The 15,561-nt window shown below is 50.1% G+C and carries 15 protein-coding genes; all 15 read right to left on the minus strand.

Annotated elements, in window-relative coordinates; genetic code table 11:
* Positions 1 to 26: 26 nt before the first annotated feature.
* The 15 genes from rnhB to rpsB all read right to left on the minus strand — a co-directional run bounded on the left by rnhB (position 27) and on the right by rpsB (position 15,249).
* A complete protein-coding gene (rnhB, locus tag ACM615_RS22625; RefSeq protein WP_113878217.1) occupies positions 27 to 623 on the minus strand; it encodes a ribonuclease HII in 597 nt (198 codons plus the stop codon).
* Positions 620 to 1,768 (minus strand): lipid-A-disaccharide synthase, encoded by a 1,149-nt coding sequence (lpxB, locus tag ACM615_RS22630; protein ID WP_431012570.1) that lies wholly within the window; start codon positions 1,766 to 1,768, stop codon positions 620 to 622. The genes rnhB and lpxB overlap by 4 nt, the downstream gene beginning before the upstream one ends.
* 18 nt (positions 1,769 to 1,786) lie before the next feature.
* On the minus strand, positions 1,787 to 2,575 hold the full coding sequence (gene lpxA, locus ACM615_RS22635; protein WP_113878219.1) for an acyl-ACP--UDP-N-acetylglucosamine O-acyltransferase: 789 nt from the start codon (positions 2,573 to 2,575) through the stop codon (positions 1,787 to 1,789).
* A 3-nt stretch (positions 2,576 to 2,578) separates the two neighbouring features.
* Positions 2,579 to 3,034: a 3-hydroxyacyl-ACP dehydratase FabZ gene (gene fabZ, locus ACM615_RS22640; RefSeq protein WP_095923207.1), complete on the minus strand. Its 456-nt coding sequence runs from the start codon at positions 3,032 to 3,034 to the stop codon at positions 2,579 to 2,581.
* Positions 3,035 to 3,181: 147 nt separating this feature from the next.
* Positions 3,182 to 4,204 carry a UDP-3-O-(3-hydroxymyristoyl)glucosamine N-acyltransferase gene (gene lpxD / locus ACM615_RS22645; RefSeq protein WP_431012571.1) on the minus strand — a complete coding sequence of 341 codons (1,023 nt, stop codon included), beginning with the start codon at positions 4,202 to 4,204 and terminating at the stop codon, positions 3,182 to 3,184.
* A gap of 2 nt (positions 4,205 to 4,206) precedes the next feature.
* Entirely contained in the window at positions 4,207 to 4,704 is a 498-nt protein-coding gene (skp, locus tag ACM615_RS22650) for a molecular chaperone Skp (protein ID WP_112288332.1), read from the minus strand.
* Positions 4,705 to 4,856: 152 nt separating this feature from the next.
* Positions 4,857 to 7,277, minus strand: a complete 2,421-nt coding sequence (gene bamA, locus ACM615_RS22655; protein ID WP_112288331.1) for an outer membrane protein assembly factor BamA — start codon at positions 7,275 to 7,277, stop codon at positions 4,857 to 4,859.
* Between the two features lie 36 nt (positions 7,278 to 7,313).
* Positions 7,314 to 8,669, minus strand: a complete 1,356-nt coding sequence (gene rseP, locus ACM615_RS22660; RefSeq protein WP_113878220.1) for a sigma E protease regulator RseP — start codon at positions 8,667 to 8,669, stop codon at positions 7,314 to 7,316.
* Between the two features lie 41 nt (positions 8,670 to 8,710).
* Positions 8,711 to 9,559: a phosphatidate cytidylyltransferase gene (cdsA, locus tag ACM615_RS22665; RefSeq protein ID WP_112288329.1), complete on the minus strand. Its 849-nt coding sequence runs from the start codon at positions 9,557 to 9,559 to the stop codon at positions 8,711 to 8,713.
* 9 nt (positions 9,560 to 9,568) lie between these two features.
* Positions 9,569 to 10,327: a (2E,6E)-farnesyl-diphosphate-specific ditrans,polycis-undecaprenyl-diphosphate synthase gene (gene ispU, locus ACM615_RS22670; protein ID WP_095923213.1), complete on the minus strand. Its 759-nt coding sequence runs from the start codon at positions 10,325 to 10,327 to the stop codon at positions 9,569 to 9,571.
* A gap of 285 nt (positions 10,328 to 10,612) precedes the next feature.
* The gene (gene ispC / locus ACM615_RS22675; RefSeq protein ID WP_129638934.1) at positions 10,613 to 11,809 is read right to left on the minus strand and encodes a 1-deoxy-D-xylulose-5-phosphate reductoisomerase; all 1,197 of its coding nucleotides are present in this window, start codon (positions 11,807 to 11,809) and stop codon (positions 10,613 to 10,615) included.
* A gap of 158 nt (positions 11,810 to 11,967) precedes the next feature.
* A complete protein-coding gene (frr, locus tag ACM615_RS22680) occupies positions 11,968 to 12,525 on the minus strand; it encodes a ribosome recycling factor (protein ID WP_112288326.1) in 558 nt (185 codons plus the stop codon).
* A 108-nt stretch (positions 12,526 to 12,633) separates the two neighbouring features.
* Positions 12,634 to 13,365 carry a UMP kinase gene (pyrH, locus tag ACM615_RS22685; protein ID WP_095923215.1) on the minus strand — a complete coding sequence of 244 codons (732 nt, stop codon included), beginning with the start codon at positions 13,363 to 13,365 and terminating at the stop codon, positions 12,634 to 12,636.
* A gap of 159 nt (positions 13,366 to 13,524) precedes the next feature.
* A complete protein-coding gene (tsf, locus tag ACM615_RS22690; RefSeq protein WP_112288325.1) occupies positions 13,525 to 14,376 on the minus strand; it encodes a translation elongation factor Ts in 852 nt (283 codons plus the stop codon).
* Positions 14,377 to 14,523: 147 nt separating this feature from the next.
* A complete protein-coding gene (gene rpsB, locus ACM615_RS22695; protein ID WP_095923217.1) occupies positions 14,524 to 15,249 on the minus strand; it encodes a 30S ribosomal protein S2 in 726 nt (241 codons plus the stop codon).
* Positions 15,250 to 15,561 lie beyond the last annotated feature (312 nt).

The following is a 15,561-nucleotide window of genomic DNA, read 5'->3' on the forward strand; positions in this document are numbered from 1 at the left end:
AAAACGGGGCAGGAACAAGTGATGCGTTATGCCAGCCCGAGCGCGCGTTTCACCGGAGAGAAACTGCGTCGGTGATGTGCTGTTGCTCCAAGGCGGGCAAGGCTTTCGAGATGCACCGGCGTCGGGTAACCTTTGTGCTTCGCAAAACCATATTCAGGGAACTGAAGATCCAGTTCAACCATTTCGCGATCGCGGGTGACTTTAGCCAGAATTGAAGCCGCGCTGATTTCAGCGACTTTGCTGTCCCCTTTCACGACCGCCTGTGACGCCATCGGAAGTTTAGGGCAGCGGTTGCCATCAATCAGCACCATATCAGGCGTGATACCCAAACCAGCAACCGCTCTTTGCATGGCCAGCATGGTGGCATGCAGAATATTCAGTTCATCAATTTCATGGGGTTCAGCGCGGCCGAGGCTCCAGGCCAGCGCTTTCTCTTTTATCTCGATGTACAACGCCTCACGGCGCTTTTCAGACAGTTTTTTAGAATCCGCCAGACCTTTAATCGGATTGGCCGGATCGAGGATCACAGCAGCTGTCACTACAGCGCCCACTAACGGGCCGCGTCCCACTTCATCCACACCCGCGATACAGACGGCCTGTGGATAGATAAATACATCGCTCATCGGTTTGCCAGCTCCATGACGGCCTGAGCAGCCTGTTCGTCTGCATCACGGCGGATACTTTCATGCAGTTCAAGGAACGTTTCACGCAGCGCGTGGCTTTTCTCTCCGCCAGCCAGTAAAGGCAGCAAGGCAGCAGAAAGCTTTTCAGGCACACATTCGGTTTGCAGTAATTCAGTGACGATTTCGCGTCTTGCCAGCAGGTTGGGCAATGAAACATATGGCGTTTTTACCAGACGCTCAGCCAGCCAGAACGTGAACGGTTTCATGCGATAACCCACCACCATCGGGCATTTTGCCAGCATACATTCGAGTGCAGCCGTCCCTGAAGCCAGCAATGCTGCATCACTGGCAATCATCGCTTCCCGGCCTTTGCCATCGAGCAAGTGAGCAGGCAAATCAGGTGCAATTTCAGCCTTGATACGCTCGAACTGCTCGCGTCGTTTCGCATTCACCAGCGGGACAACGATATGCAAATCAGGATAGGTTTGTCGCAGTTGCAACGCGGTTTTCAGGAAATCTGCGCTGAGCATTTCCACTTCCGCATGACGACTCCCCGGCAATAACGCCAGGCAATGAACATCTTCAGGGATCCCCAACGCCAGACGTGCCGCCTGTTTGTCAGGATGCAACGGCATCGCATCAGCCATGGTGTGACCAATGAAACGGCAGGGAACATTGAATTTGTCATAGAACGCTTTTTCGAAAGGCAGGAATGCCAGAACTAAATCTGTCGCTTTACCGATTTTGAAAACGCGCTTTTGTCGCCAGGCCCAGACAGACGGGCTGACATAATGAATCGTGCGGATACCACGCTGTTTTAAGCGGCCTTCCAGTGTGATGTTAAAGTCCGGGGCATCGATGCCTACGAACACATCAGGCCTGAGTTCGCTAAAACGTTGGGTAAGATCTTTGCGGATTTTCAACAGGCGTGGCAGCCGTTCAAGCACTTCCACCACGCCCATCACCGCCAGTTCTTCCATTTCGTACCAGGCTTCGCATCCTTCCGCCTGCATCAGCGGACCTGCGATACCCACAAAACGGGCATCAGGATGATGCTTTTTTAAGGCTCGAATTAGCCCGGCGCCAAGAATGTCACCGGACGTTTCACCGGCCACCAGGCCAATTGTCAGAACAGGCTTTTGCATTGTTTTCCGTAGCGCAGATCAGCGAATAATGCCGCGTGTTGAGCGGGCAAAAAAATCACTGAAGGGTTTAGCTTTCGGGAATTCAGCCGCAATTGCAGCGATTTCCGGCTGGGCTTCTTCCAACGTTTTACCGCTGCGATACAGTAATTTATAGGCATTGCGGATAGCATGCAGATCAGCTTTTTCGAAACCACGACGCTTAAGCCCTTCGATATTGATACCGAAAGGTGTAGCGTGGTTACCCTGCGCAATCACAAACGGAGGAACGTCCTGAGCAACGCCCGAACATCCACCCACCATGACATGCGCGCCGATAATACAGAACTGATGCACCGCCGTCATACCGCCAATGATCGCAAAATCATCAACTTCAACGTGACCACCGAGGGTCGCGTTGTTCGCCAGAATACAGCGATTACCAATGACGCAATCGTGAGCAATATGCGCGTTAACCATTAACAGATTATCGCTGCCCACTTTTGTCAGGCCACCGCCCTGAACGGTACCACGATGAATGGTAACGCTCTCACGAATATTGTTGCGATCGCCGACCTCAACGCGTGTGGGTTCACCGGCATATTTCAGATCCTGGTTAATTTCACCAATGGAAACGAACTGGAATATGCGGTTATCGCAACCAATTTTGGTCACGCCATTAATCACTACGTGTGATTTAAGCTCAGTACCTTCACCAATTTCTACCTGGGATCCCACGTAGCAGAAAGGACCGATATGGACTCCGGCGCCGATCACGGCACCGTCTTCAACAATAGCGCTTGGATGAATAAAGGCGGTTTTATCAATCATGTATTAAGACTCCCGGCGACGGGCGCACATCATTGATGCCTCGCAAGCTATCTCACCATCAACTTTCGCGACACCTTTGAAACGAGCAACGCCACGACGCTCTTTAATGAATTCAACTTCCAGAACCATCTGGTCACCCGGCAAGACCGGACGTTTAAAGCGTGCATCGTCGATTGCTGCAAAGTAATACAATTCGCCCGGTTCCAGTTTTCCTACGCTTTTAAACGCCAGAATACCGGTGGCCTGAGCCATCGCTTCCAGAATCAAAACGCCTGGAAAAATAGGTTTACCCGGGAAATGCCCCTGGAAGAACGGTTCGTTAAAAGAAACGTTTTTCACGGCGCGCAAAAATTTCCCTTTTTCAAAGTCCAGCACGCGATCAACCAGCAAGAACGGGTAACGGTGCGGCAATAAATCCAGTATCTCTTCAATACGCAGAGTATGAGTGTCAGTAGTCAAAATACTCTTCCTGTCTATAAAAACTGATGGCATCAATAACACGGCCTGCCAGACCCCAAAACAAGGTCATCAGGCAGGCCGCAAATAGGAACGTATGTCGCAGGTTCACTCAACAAAGGGAACACAAAGCAGCATCGTAGGTGGTAATTAGTCTTTTTCGATTTTACGCTCGACAGCTTTCAAGCGCTTATTCATCTCGTCAATATTCATTACCAATGCAGCCGTCTTACGCCAAACTTTATTCGGTTGTAACGGGATACCGGAGGAGTATACCCCAGGTTCAGTGATTGGTCGCATCACCATTCCCATTCCCGTCACGACAGCCTGGTCACAAATCTCCATGTGACCGTTGATAACACTGGCTCCGCCGATTTGACAGTAGCGTCCGATTTTCAGACTACCGGCCATGATAACACCACCGGCAACCGCCGTATTGTCTCCAATCACGACGTTGTGTGCAATCTGGCATTGGTTATCAATAATAACGCCGTTGCTGATAATGGTGTCATCCAGCGCACCACGGTCGATTGTGGTACACGCGCCAATTTCAACGCGGTCGCCGATAATCACCGTGCCAAGCTGAGGAATTTTGATCCAGTTACCGCGATCGTTAGCGTAACCAAAGCCATCAGCGCCAACCACTGTTCCGGACTGGATCAGACATTGTTCGCCAATCTCAACGCGATGGTAAATAGAAACGTTAGCCCAAAGGCGGGTTCCGGCCCCTATTTTTGCGTCTTTACCGATAAAGCAGCCTGCACCGATGATGACGTTATCACCCAGTACAACGCCGGATTCGATAACTGCATTTGCGCCAACCGAGACATTCTTACCCAAAGTAGCACTGTCAGAAATCACCGCACTCGCAGCAATATCCTGTGCCGGTGCCGGAGTGGTATCCAGCAACTGCGCCATACGCGCATAGGTCAGGTAAGGGTTTTTAACCACTAATGCCGCTGTAGGGCAAAATGGCAGATCCGCTTCCGTCAACACTACGGCACCTGCATTGCAGGAAGCCAACTGTTCACGGTAACGGCTGTTTGATAAAAACGTGATTTGCTCAGAGTGTGCGGAATGCATTGAAGCAACGCCGGTGATGGCAATTTCGCCATCACCGTGCAATTGTGCATCCAACTGCTGTGCGAGATCAGCCAGTCGAATTGAAGACATGTTTATTTAACCTGTTTCAGCACATCAGCAGTAATATCTTTGTCATTGTTTGCATACGCGATGGCGTTTGCATCGATAACAACATCATAACCTTCTTTGCTCGCTACAGATTTCACAGCATCCTGAATACGGCTCAGGATTTTGTTACGTTCTTCAGCCTGACGACGACGGTTGTCTTGCTCGAACTGCTGCGCTTTAGAAGAGAAAGCTTCACGCTGAGCCATAACGTCTTTTTCAAGTTTAGAACGATCGCTGGCTTTCATAGTAGAGCCATCACGTTGCAGACGTTGCATTTTGGTTTGCAGATCACGTTCCTGAGACTGCAAATCTGTCGCACGGCTTTTGAACTCGTTTTCCAGCTGTTTTGCTACTGCTTCACGAGCAGGCATTTGTTGGAAAATGCTTGCTACGTTAACGATAGCAATTTTATCAGCAGCCTGAACGCTAGCTGAAGAAGCCATAACTAAACCGAGGCCTGCGGCATATAACCACTTTTTCACTATAAACTCCTTCCATCACCCGTTTGTGCCAGATGGCACAGTAAATTACACAAAACACCCGATATGAAAACAATACACGGGCCGAAACCCGTGTATCAAATCAGCATCTGGCCTTTGCGATTCTGCTGAACAAATTCTGCCCAGGCACGACGTTACCAGGTTTTACCAATGTTAAACTGGAACTGTTCTGCCTTATCGCCTTCATATTTCTTAACTGGCTGTGCATAGGAGAAGACCAAGGGTCCCAGTGGAGACATCCACTGCAATGCAAGACCTGAAGAAACACGAATGTTGCCTGGTTTACTGTAGTCAGGAACGCCCGCGGCCTGAGACTCAGGGGTATTTTCCCAACCGGTATCCCAGACTGTACCACTGTCCACAAACAGGGAAGTACGCAGTGAGTTCGCGTATTTCTCGCTGACAAACGGAGTAGGAACAATCAGTTCCGCACTCAGCACTGCCATTGCGTTACCACCTACTGCATCGTTCGAGTTATCGATCGGACAGCCGCTGTAAGAGGTATTAGCAGTAGTACATTTGTAATACGCTGCTTTAGGACCGATGGTGTTCGACTGGAAACCACGAACACTGCTTGAACCGCCGGCATAGAAGTTATCGTAGAACGGCACTTCTTTACCGCCCAGACCATCTGCGTAACCTGCACGCGCACGGCCCATCAGCACCCAATCACGATCCTGATTCAGTGGCAAGTAACTGGTTGAATCGAATGTGATTTTGTAATATTCGTTATCAGAACCCGGAACAGTCACTTTACCGTTCAAGCTGGCTTTAGTCCCTGACGTCGGGAAGTAGCCACGGTCAAGGTTGTTATAACCCCAGCCGAGGTTGGCGAAGAAATCATTCGCACTGAAGTCAGCATCAGCATTATCACTGGTGGTCACCGGTGGTTTCAGGCCAACAGAGTTCAGATAACGGAACATAGCAATCTGTGGTTCCATATTGGACAGATCGTTATGGACATAATCCAGACCCAGACGTAATGAGTTGTTCTCATTAATCGGGAAGCCCAGGTTCCCGCCAATACCATAACTTCTGTTGGTATAGCTGGAGAGATCCGCATCATCAGCTTTAAAGTCGTTGTAGAAGATACGACCACCCAAACTTACGCCGTCAACGGTGAAGTATGGGTCAGTGATGGTGAATTCCGCGTACGTCTGGTAATCGTTTTTGGTACCGCTGATGCCGACAGAGTTACCCGTCCCCAGCCAGTTGTCCTGCTGAACACCGACCTGGAAGCTGACACCGCTTTCTGTACCGTAACCCACACCAAAGTTGAAGCTACCGGTGTTACGTTCTTTCACCTTGTAGACCACATCAACCTGATCCGGTGAACCCGGAACACGTTGCGTATCCACATCCACCGTTTCGAAGTAACCCAGACGGTTCAGACGCTCTTTGCCTTTATCGACCAGATCGTTGCCTAACCAGGCACCTTCCATCTGACGCATTTCACGGCGCAGTACGCTGTCTTTGCTGGTGTCATTGCCTTCAAAGCGGATGTGACGCACGTAGAAACGGTTACCCGCATCAACGTTGATGTGCAGCTTAACGGTTTTGTCTGCATCATTAATTTCTGGCTGTGTGGTCACACGTGGATAAGCGTAGCCATAACGCCCCAACATCTGTTTGATGTCGTTTTCCATTTTGGTGACTTTGGCGCCGTTATACAGCTCGCCTTTATCAATTTTAGTCAGGCTTTGAACTTCTGCTGAGTGACCCGCCATGCTGCCAGTCACTTCCACGCCAGAAAGTTTGTATTGCTCACCTTCTGTAATGTTCAGCGTGATGTAAATGCCTTTTTTGTCCGGCGTCAGGCTAACCTGAGTCGAATCAATATTGAAACGGGCATAACCGCGATCCAGGTAGAAACTGCGCAGGGTTTCAAGGTCACCCGCGAGTTTTTGTTTCTGGTATTTACGATCACCGACGACGTTCCACCATGGCACTTCATCACGCAGCTGGAAGCGTGAGATCAGCTCATCAGTCGTAAAGGCGTGGTTACCCACGATGTTAATCTGCTGAATTTTGGCAGAAACACCTTCGGTAAAGACCAGTTTCAGGTCAACACGGTTACGCGGTAAAGGGGTCACAACCGCTTTCACCGACGCACTGTATTTACCCACGCTGTAATAGAAGTCTTCGAGACCTTTCTCGATACTGCCGATGGTGGTGCGGTCAAGCGCTTCGCCAACACGGACGCCAGAGGCTTCCAGGTTTTGCTTGAGCATGTCATCTTTTACCGATTTGTTACCGGAGAAAGTGATGCTGGCAATAGTTGGGCGTTCTTTGACCTGAACAATCAGAGAATCACCATCGCGCAGGACGCGGACGTCCTCAAAGTTGCCAGTGGCAAACAATGCACGAATGGTGTTACTGATATCATCGTCAGTAACCGTATCACCGACGCGAACCGGCATATTGAGTAACGCCGCACCGACGGCAACTCGCTGCAGGCCTTCGAAATGAATATCTTTCACTACGAAACCGTCTGCACCGTATACGGTGGCGCTGCCAAACAGCAGCGACGCTATGAGCAACTTTTTGATCGCCATCGTTGTTATGCGTTCTTCCTAACCTAATCTCCGGCCTTAAAGACGGGAGAAATCATTGAAAAGTGCAAGCCCCATCAACAACACCAGCAAAACTGAACCAATGCGGTAACTGAAGTCCTGAACTCGCTCGGAAACTGGCCCACCTTTTAGCTTTTCTATTGCGAGAAAAAGCAGGTGTCCACCATCTAATACCGGTAATGGGAAGAGGTTGATGATCCCCAGATTGACACTAATGAGTGCCAAAAACGTGAGGTAAGACACCAAACCATACTCTGCTGACATTCCTGCGCCCTGCGCGATGGATATTGGGCCACTCAGATTGTTCAGCTTCACATCTCCGGTAATTAACTTACCCAGCATGCTCACAGTGAGTTTCATCAGTTGCCAGGTTTTATCCCCGGCCTCATAAAACGCCACAAACGGACCATACTGACGGATTGTTTTAAATTCGTCAGGCAGCGGTATCACCTTCGGTACCACGCCAGCAAAACCCTGTATTTTGCCTTTACCTGCGGACTTCGTGTCCGGCGTTAATGTTAAAGCAACCGAATCCCCACCCCGCTCGACTTCCAGCGCAATAGGTTTACCCGGATTGTCACGAACCTGTATGACAAACGACTGCCAACTATCCAGAATCTGACCATCGACTTTAACGATCCTGTCCCCGGCTTGCAAACCCGCCTTTTGGGCGGCTGAATCAGGCTGCACTTCCTGCAGTACAGATTCTATCTGCGGACCTCTGGGAATCATACCCAGAGAAACCACCGGATCCTCCTTTTCAGGATCAAAATGCCATTGGCGCAAATCCAGAGTTTTCTCAACGACCTGAGATGAGCCAAACTGCGCAACCCCGACGGTCGTTTGATCATCACCAATTTCGCCCATTAACGCCATACGAACTGATTCCCAATCAGGCGTTTCGATACCCGCAACAGACTTAAGTTCCATACCTGAGGAAATATTCGATTGCGCAGCGATTGAATTAGCAGTGATATTCGCGATGACCGGACGCACGCTGGGCACGCCGATAACGAAGACCAGCCAGTACGCAAAAATGGCAAAAATGAAATTGGCAATCGGTCCGGCACTGATGATAGCTGCACGTTGCCAGACCTTTTTGTTATTGAAAGATTGATGACGAAATTCAGGGGCAACGGCTTCGACTCGCTCGTCGAGCATTTTGACGTAGCCGCCAAGAGGAATAATGGCCAGTACATACTCAGTTCCCTGACGGTCGGTTCTGCGCCAGAGCGCACGGCCAAAACCGACAGAGAAACGTTCTACACGGACACCACAACGACGAGCAACCCAGAAATGGCCGAACTCGTGCACGGTGATAAGCACCCCCAATGCGACGATAAAGGCGGCCAGGCTCCAGAGTATGTTCATCATATGTCTAACTATTCCTTAGAAACATCACCGTCTGCGACGGATTAATACACTAACAGCATCAGACAGGCGAATACAGGCACCGCAGCCGTCAGGCTGTCGATACGATCGAGTATTCCGCCGTGACCAGGGATCATATGACCACTGTCTTTGATTCCTGCCTCGCGTTTAAACATACTTTCCGTCAGGTCGCCCAGCACAGAAGCCAGCGCTGCGACAACGGAACAAATCAGCAGGATCGAAGGCTGCACAGTTAACGGTGCATAACGGCCAAACAACCAGGCTATCAGAGCTGACATCAGAAGCCCGCCGGCAAACCCTTCCCAGGTTTTTCCTGGCGAAACTTTGGGTGCCAGTTTGTGCTTACCAAATAATTTACCAAACAGGTAAGCGCCGGAGTCTGCTCCCCAGACGAGTAGCATCACATATAACAACCACCATGCGCCAGTGTGATGATTCTCAGCATAACCATATTGACGCAATGCGATCATGCCCCAGAAGAATGGCACAATCGTCAGCACACCAAATATTACCCGCAACACACGGGAATGGCGCCAGAATCCTGCCGACGCGGGATACCCCACGACTAACACAAGCGCCACACACCACCATGCAAGTCCGGCCCATAAAGAACCCCCAACCTGCATCAGATGCACACTTTGCTGATAAGCCGGTATGCTCAGCAACATGGCGGCCAGCAGAAAACCGCAGAGTATGGCAAGCCAGATACGCTGATTACGTGTTGCAAAACCGGCCAGTTGCCCCCACTCCCACGCCGCCAGCATGCACACCACTAAGGTGACGATGGCGAAACCTACCGGTGGTAGCAGAAAGAGTGCTGCAATAACTATCGGTATTAAAATCAAAGCTGTGATAATGCGATACTTCAGCAAATGTTCTCCCTAGGACGCGTCAGCGCCGATAGGTGTAGTCCCTCCGAAACGGCGCTCGCGTTGTGCAAAAGCAGTCAGCGCACCTTCGAAGGTATTTTCATCAAAATCAGGCCAGAGGACATCGGTAAAATACAGCTCTGCATAGGCAATTTGCCACAACAGGAAATTACTGATCCTATGTTCCCCACCGGTTCTGATCACCAAATCGACGGGTGCCAGTTCGCTCATACAGACCGCTGAATTCAGCAATTCTTCTGTAATTTGCTCTGCCCGCAGTGTACCGGCTTCAACCTGACCAGCCAGTGTCTTAACGCCTTGAATAATATCCCATCGGCCACCGTAATTCGCAGCGATGTTGAGCGTCAAACCGTCATTATTTTGAGTAAGTGTTTCTGAACGACGAATGCGTTCCTGCAGACGAGCACTAAAGCGACTGACATCGCCGATGATTCGCAGCCTGACATTATGTTTGTGCAGACTTTTCACTTCACTGTCCAGAGCACGAACGAACAGTTCCATGAGTGCGGAAACTTCCTGAGCAGGGCGATTCCAGTTTTCACTACTAAAGGCATAAAGCGTGAGCGCATCGAGGTGATGACTGGCAGCAAAACTCACAGCTTTGCGCACTGACTTCACTCCCGCTTTATGACCAAATACCCTCATTTTACCCTGACGTTTTGCCCAGCGTCCGTTACCGTCCATGATAATGGCAACATGGCGAGGTTGAGAGCAACACATATCAGACATCTGTTGATTTTCGAGGGACATAACGCGTACTCACTTCCTTTTATCAGAACACAACGGCTTTCAGGCTGGCATAACGCTCTTCAGGCTTACTCCAGAACAACCGGCTGGCGCTGCACCTGTTTGTCGCTAATGCGACTACACGCGCAAAAAAGCCGTGTCTCCCTTTCAGGCACGGCTTAACTGACAGCTCACCGATTCCACCTGTAACATTCAGTCTCTGAAAAGCCAAATCTACTGCCAGTGTGGCGCAGACTATACCATCTCAGTGTGATGCTAACAAACTGCTGCATAAGTACTAAAGCAGGCCTAGACCGCAAAAGTACGAAGTTTATCTTTCGCACGCGCCCTCGCCAATGCGTCTATATGCAACACTTCCTCAACAGAATCGGGTTCGGCACTGACAAGTTGCTCCATAACCTCGCGGTTAAGAGAAGCAATATCAGTAAAGCGGAGTTCACCATTGAGGAAAGCGGCGACGGAAATTTCATTGGCGGCATTCAGCGCCGTGGTAGCAGCCTGCCCGGTATTGCTGGCTTCAATCGCCAGTTGCAGGCACGGATAACGCGCATAATCAGGCGCACCGAAGGTCATGGCGCCCATTTTGCAGAAATCCAGCGCTTCGACTTCAGTCTTCACACGTTGCGGATAAGCCATTGCGTGTGCAATGGGTGTACGCATATCCGGTGAGCCCAGCTGAGCCAGCACACTTCCGTCGCAATACCGGACCATCGAGTGGATAACTGATTGCGGATGAATGATAACTTCCATTTCTGCGGCGGAGGCATTAAACAACCAGCGCGCTTCAATGTACTCAAGGCCTTTATTCATCATGGTGGCCGAATCCACTGAAATCTTGCGCCCCATTGACCAGTTTGGATGAGCACAGGCCTGGTCAGGCGTCACATCGCTAAACTGATTCAAAGGGAGTTCGCGGAACGGGCCGCCGGAGCCGGTCAGGATAATGCGGGAAATGCCATGTTCTTTGAGAGAAGCAAACCCCAGCTGTTTTTGAACAGCCTCAGGCAGGCTCTGGAAAATCGCATTGTGTTCACTATCGATAGGCAGAAGCTGAGACTGACTTTGACGAACGGCATCCATAAAGATACGTCCGCAGGTGACCAGCGACTCTTTGTTGGCCAGAAGCACCTGTTTACCGGCACGGACCGCAGCGAGTGTCGGTAACAAGCCCGCAGCACCCACGATAGCCGACATCACCTGATCCACATCATCAAGGGCCGCAAGTTCTATGGCAGCATCTTGACCAGAAAGCACTTCTGTACGGCATCCCTGTTCAGCCAGGATAGCTCTCAGCGCGCGGGCAGAGGCTTCATCCGCCATGGAAGCGTAAGCCGGTTGAAATTCAAGACACTGCTGCGCCATAACGTCAACATTGCGCCCTGCAACCAGTGCTTTAACGGTGAAGTCGTCAGGATTAGACCGGACAACGGAAAGCGTGCTGGTGCCGACAGACCCTGTCGAACCAAGAATAGTCATTTGTTTCATGAAAATGCCCGGGATAGCGCTCGTAAATTCGGAAAGTGCACAGTCTGAAACCTCTTATCCGGCTTGTCTATGAGATTGTGCGAACCGGTAAAAGAATTAAAGCCCGTTAAAAACAAAGCGCCGCAATTGCGGCGCTTGGGAGGAAGCAGAAAGTTGGATCAGAACTCCATTAACTCAGCTTCTTTCTCAGTCAGAGCAACGTCGATTTTCTTGATGAAAATATCAGTCAGTTTCTGAATGTCGTCCTGAGAACGACGATCTTCATCTTCGCTGATTTCTTTATCTTTCAACAGTGCTTTGGTTTTATCGTTCGCATCGCGACGCACGTTACGCACAGACACACGGCCCTGCTCTGCTTCGCCACGAACAACCTTGATCAGGTCTTTACGACGTTCTTCGGTCAGTGCTGGCAGTGGAACGCGGATAGTCGCGCCTGCTGAAGAAGGGTTCAGACCCAGATCAGAGGTCATGATCGCTTTTTCTACCGCTGCGCTGATTGAACGATCAAATACGGAGATTGCCAGAGTACGGGAATCTTCAACAGTCACCTGGGCCAGTTGGCGTAAAGGTGTCGCTGAACCGTAGTATTCCACCATGATGCCATCCAGGATGCCTGGTGAAGCACGGCCGGTGCGGATTTTGCTGATATGCGTTTTGAATGATTCGACGCATTTTTCCATACGAATTTCAGCGTCTTTTTTGATTTCGTTAATCACGTTGTTAACCTTTGAAAGCGGGTTACCTGGCAGACCATAACATCAGTATAGTCCGTGAATACTCATGCCAGCAGAGGCTGGCTGAACGCAATGTTCAATTGTGAAGGATCACTCCGCTTTAGAAATCAGCGTCCCTTCATTTTCACCCATCACCACGCGACGCAGTGCGCCAGGCTTATTCATGTTGAAAACACGAATTGGCAGATTGTGATCGCGAGCCAGCGTAAAGGCCGCCAGATCCATCACTTTCAATTCCTGTTCCAGCACTTCCTGATAGGTCAGTCTTTCATACAGCGTAGCTTCCGGGTTTTTCACCGGATCCGCGGAATACACGCCGTCAACTTTGGTGGCTTTTAATACCACATCAGCTTCGATTTCGATACCACGCAGACAGGCTGCTGAGTCAGTGGTAAAGAAAGGATTGCCGGTACCGGCGGAGAAAATCACCACACGGTTATGACGCAGCAAGCTGATAGCTTCAGCCCAGCTGTAATTATCACAAACACCGTTCAAAGGGATTGCAGACATCAGGCGCGCGTTTACATAGGCACGGTGTAATGCATCGCGCATTGCCAGGCCGTTCATGACAGTCGCCAGCATACCCATATGGTCGCCTACAACACGATTCATGCCCGCCTGTGCGAGGCCCGCGCCACGGAACAGGTTACCGCCGCCGATCACAACACCTACCTGAATGCCGAGTTCGACCAGCTCTTTTACTTCCTGAGCCATACGATCTAATACACTCGCGTCGATACCAAAACCTTCACTGCCCTGCAGGGCTTCGCCACTGAGTTTGAGCAGGATACGTTGATAAACGGGTTTCGCATTGGTAGCCATGGTGTCTGTCCTAGAAGCAATGTGTCTTAATGGATAGTCGGTCTTTACATCATAGCGCCGCCAGAATGACTTTACGCACAATGTAATAGGAATTTGGGGCTGGATAAAACGGAACCGCCCTTTCGCAGCGGTTCCATTTTAGGGTGTATCAGATACTGATTAAGACTGTTTAGTCATTGCTGCAACTTCAGCAGCAAAGTCAGTCTCAACTTTCTCGATACCTTCGCCCACTTCAAAGCGGATGAAGTTAGTCACATCAGCGTTGTGTTCTTTCAGAACCTGACCAACAGTTTTGCTTGGGTCGATAACGAAAGGCTGACCAGTCAGAGAAACTTCGCCGGTGAATTTCTTCATGCGGCCTTCAACCATTTTCTCTGCAATTTCTTTCGGCTTGCCAGACTGCATCGCGATGTCCAGCTGAACCTGATACTCTTTTTCTACTACTTCGGCAGACACATCTTCAGGCTTAACGAATTCTGGTTTGCTTGCTGCAACGTGCATTGCAATTTGCTTAACCAGTTCTTCATCAGCGCCAGTAGCTGCGATCAGAACACCGATACGTGCGCCGTGCAGGTAGCTGCCCAGCACATCGCCTTCAAGGATCTGAACGCGACGGATGTTGATGTTCTCACCGATTTTAGCAACCAGCTGAATACGCTCTTCTTCGAACTGAGCTTTCAGAACGTCAACGTCAGTCACTTTGCCTGCAACAGCAGCGTCCAGCACTTTGTCAGCGAAAGCCTGGAAACCAGCATCTTTAGCGACGAAGTCAGTCTGGCAGTTAACTTCCAGAATCACGCCGAAGTTGCCTTCGATTTTGGTTTTGATCACGCCGTCAGCAGCTACGTTGCCTGCTTTTTTCGCAGCTTTGATCGCGCCAGATTTACGCATGTTTTCGATTGCCAGCTCGATGTCGCCATTCGCTTCAACCAGAGCTTTCTTACAATCCATCATGCCAGCGCCAGTACGTTCGCGCAGTTCTTTTACCAGGGCAGCGGTAATATCAGCCATTGTATTTTCCTCGATTATCTCAGTGCAAAAAGGGTTTTTGCGGTGAGATATTTCTCGCATTTAAGATAAGCAAAGGGGGCCAATAAAGGCCCCCTAACCAACATATTTCAATACCTGGTTAATAAGGGCTCTGCTGAGCTTGCCTTATTATTCAGCTTCTACGAAGCTTTCTTCTGCCTGAACAGCCAGATCTTGCGAACGGCCTTCACGAACAGTGGCAGCAACAGCGCTCAGGTACAGATTTACTGCACGGATTGCGTCATCGTTACCAGGGATAACAAAGTCAACGCCATCCGGATCGGAGTTGGTATCAACAATGGAGAATACCGGGATACCCAGGTTGTTAGCTTCTTTGATTGCAATGTGTTCGTGATCAGCGTCGATTACGAACAGAGCATCAGGAAGACCACCCATATCCTTGATACCACCCAGGCTGTTTTCCAGCTTAGCCAGTTCACGAGTACGCATCAGCGCCTCTTTCTTGGTCAGCTTCTCGAAAGTACCGTCCTGAGACTGAACTTCCAGATCTTTCAAACGTTTGATGGACTGACGAACAGTTTTCCAGTTAGTCAGCATGCCGCCCAACCAGCGATGGTTCACGAAGAACTGGTCGCAGTTGTGTGCAGCTTCTTTTACCGCTTCGCTTGCTGCGCGTTTAGTACCAACGAACAGGATCTTACCTTTACGGGAGGAGATCTTCTGCAACTCAGCCAGAGCTTCGTTGAACATTGGAACAGTTTTCTCAAGGTTGATGATGTGAACCTTGTTACGAGCGCCGAAGATGAATGGCTTCATTTTCGGGTTCCAGTAACGGGTTTGGTGACCGAAGTGAACACCGGCCTTGAGCATGTCGCGCATGGAAACAGTTGCCATGATAAAACCTCTATTAAGTAGTTGGGGTTATGCCTCCACGTATCCCATACAACCGACCCCGAAGAACGAATTCCCAAGGCACCCCGGCGTATGTGTCGATACGTGTGTGTTATTACTTACGTGAATAAGTACACAATGAGTGATTTTGGCTTTAATCCCTCAGCGTCGTAAGACCCAGAGCGGATTGCCGGCGCGCTTTATATCATAAATAACGGCCGGACAGCAACTTTTGTTCACCGAATTGCTTAGCGGGAAATGATAGTTTGGCAGCAAATATCAGGGCTGATACCATAAGCCACAGCTAATTATTGA

The organism is Rahnella sp. PAMC25617, from assembly GCF_050606005.1.
GTDB lineage: Bacteria > Pseudomonadota > Gammaproteobacteria > Enterobacterales > Enterobacteriaceae > Rahnella > Rahnella variigena.

Bases quoted from the DNA above. Each gene is read 5' to 3' on its own strand.
- rnhB (WP_113878217.1), bottom strand. From the start codon at position 623: ATGAGCGATGTATTTATCTATCCACAGGCCGTCTGTATCGCGGGTGTG.
- lpxB (WP_431012570.1), bottom strand. From the start codon at position 1,768: ATGCAAAAGCCTGTTCTGACAATTGGCCTGGTGGCCGGTGAAACGTCC.
- lpxA (WP_113878219.1), bottom strand. From the start codon at position 2,575: ATGATTGATAAAACCGCCTTTATTCATCCAAGCGCTATTGTTGAAGAC.
- lpxD (WP_431012571.1), bottom strand. From the start codon at position 4,204: ATGTCTTCAATTCGACTGGCTGATCTCGCACAGCAGTTGGATGCACAA.
- bamA (WP_112288331.1), bottom strand. From the start codon at position 7,277: ATGGCGATCAAAAAGTTGCTCATAGCGTCGCTGCTGTTTGGCAGCGCC.
- rseP (WP_113878220.1), bottom strand. From the start codon at position 8,669: ATGATGAACATACTCTGGAGCCTGGCCGCCTTTATCGTCGCATTGGGG.
- ispU (WP_095923213.1), bottom strand. From the start codon at position 10,327: ATGTCCCTCGAAAATCAACAGATGTCTGATATGTGTTGCTCTCAACCT.
- ispC (WP_129638934.1), bottom strand. From the start codon at position 11,809: ATGAAACAAATGACTATTCTTGGTTCGACAGGGTCTGTCGGCACCAGC.
- pyrH (WP_095923215.1), bottom strand. From the start codon at position 13,365: ATGGCTACCAATGCGAAACCCGTTTATCAACGTATCCTGCTCAAACTC.
- tsf (WP_112288325.1), bottom strand. From the start codon at position 14,376: ATGGCTGATATTACCGCTGCCCTGGTAAAAGAACTGCGCGAACGTACT.
- rpsB (WP_095923217.1), bottom strand. From the start codon at position 15,249: ATGGCAACTGTTTCCATGCGCGACATGCTCAAGGCCGGTGTTCACTTC.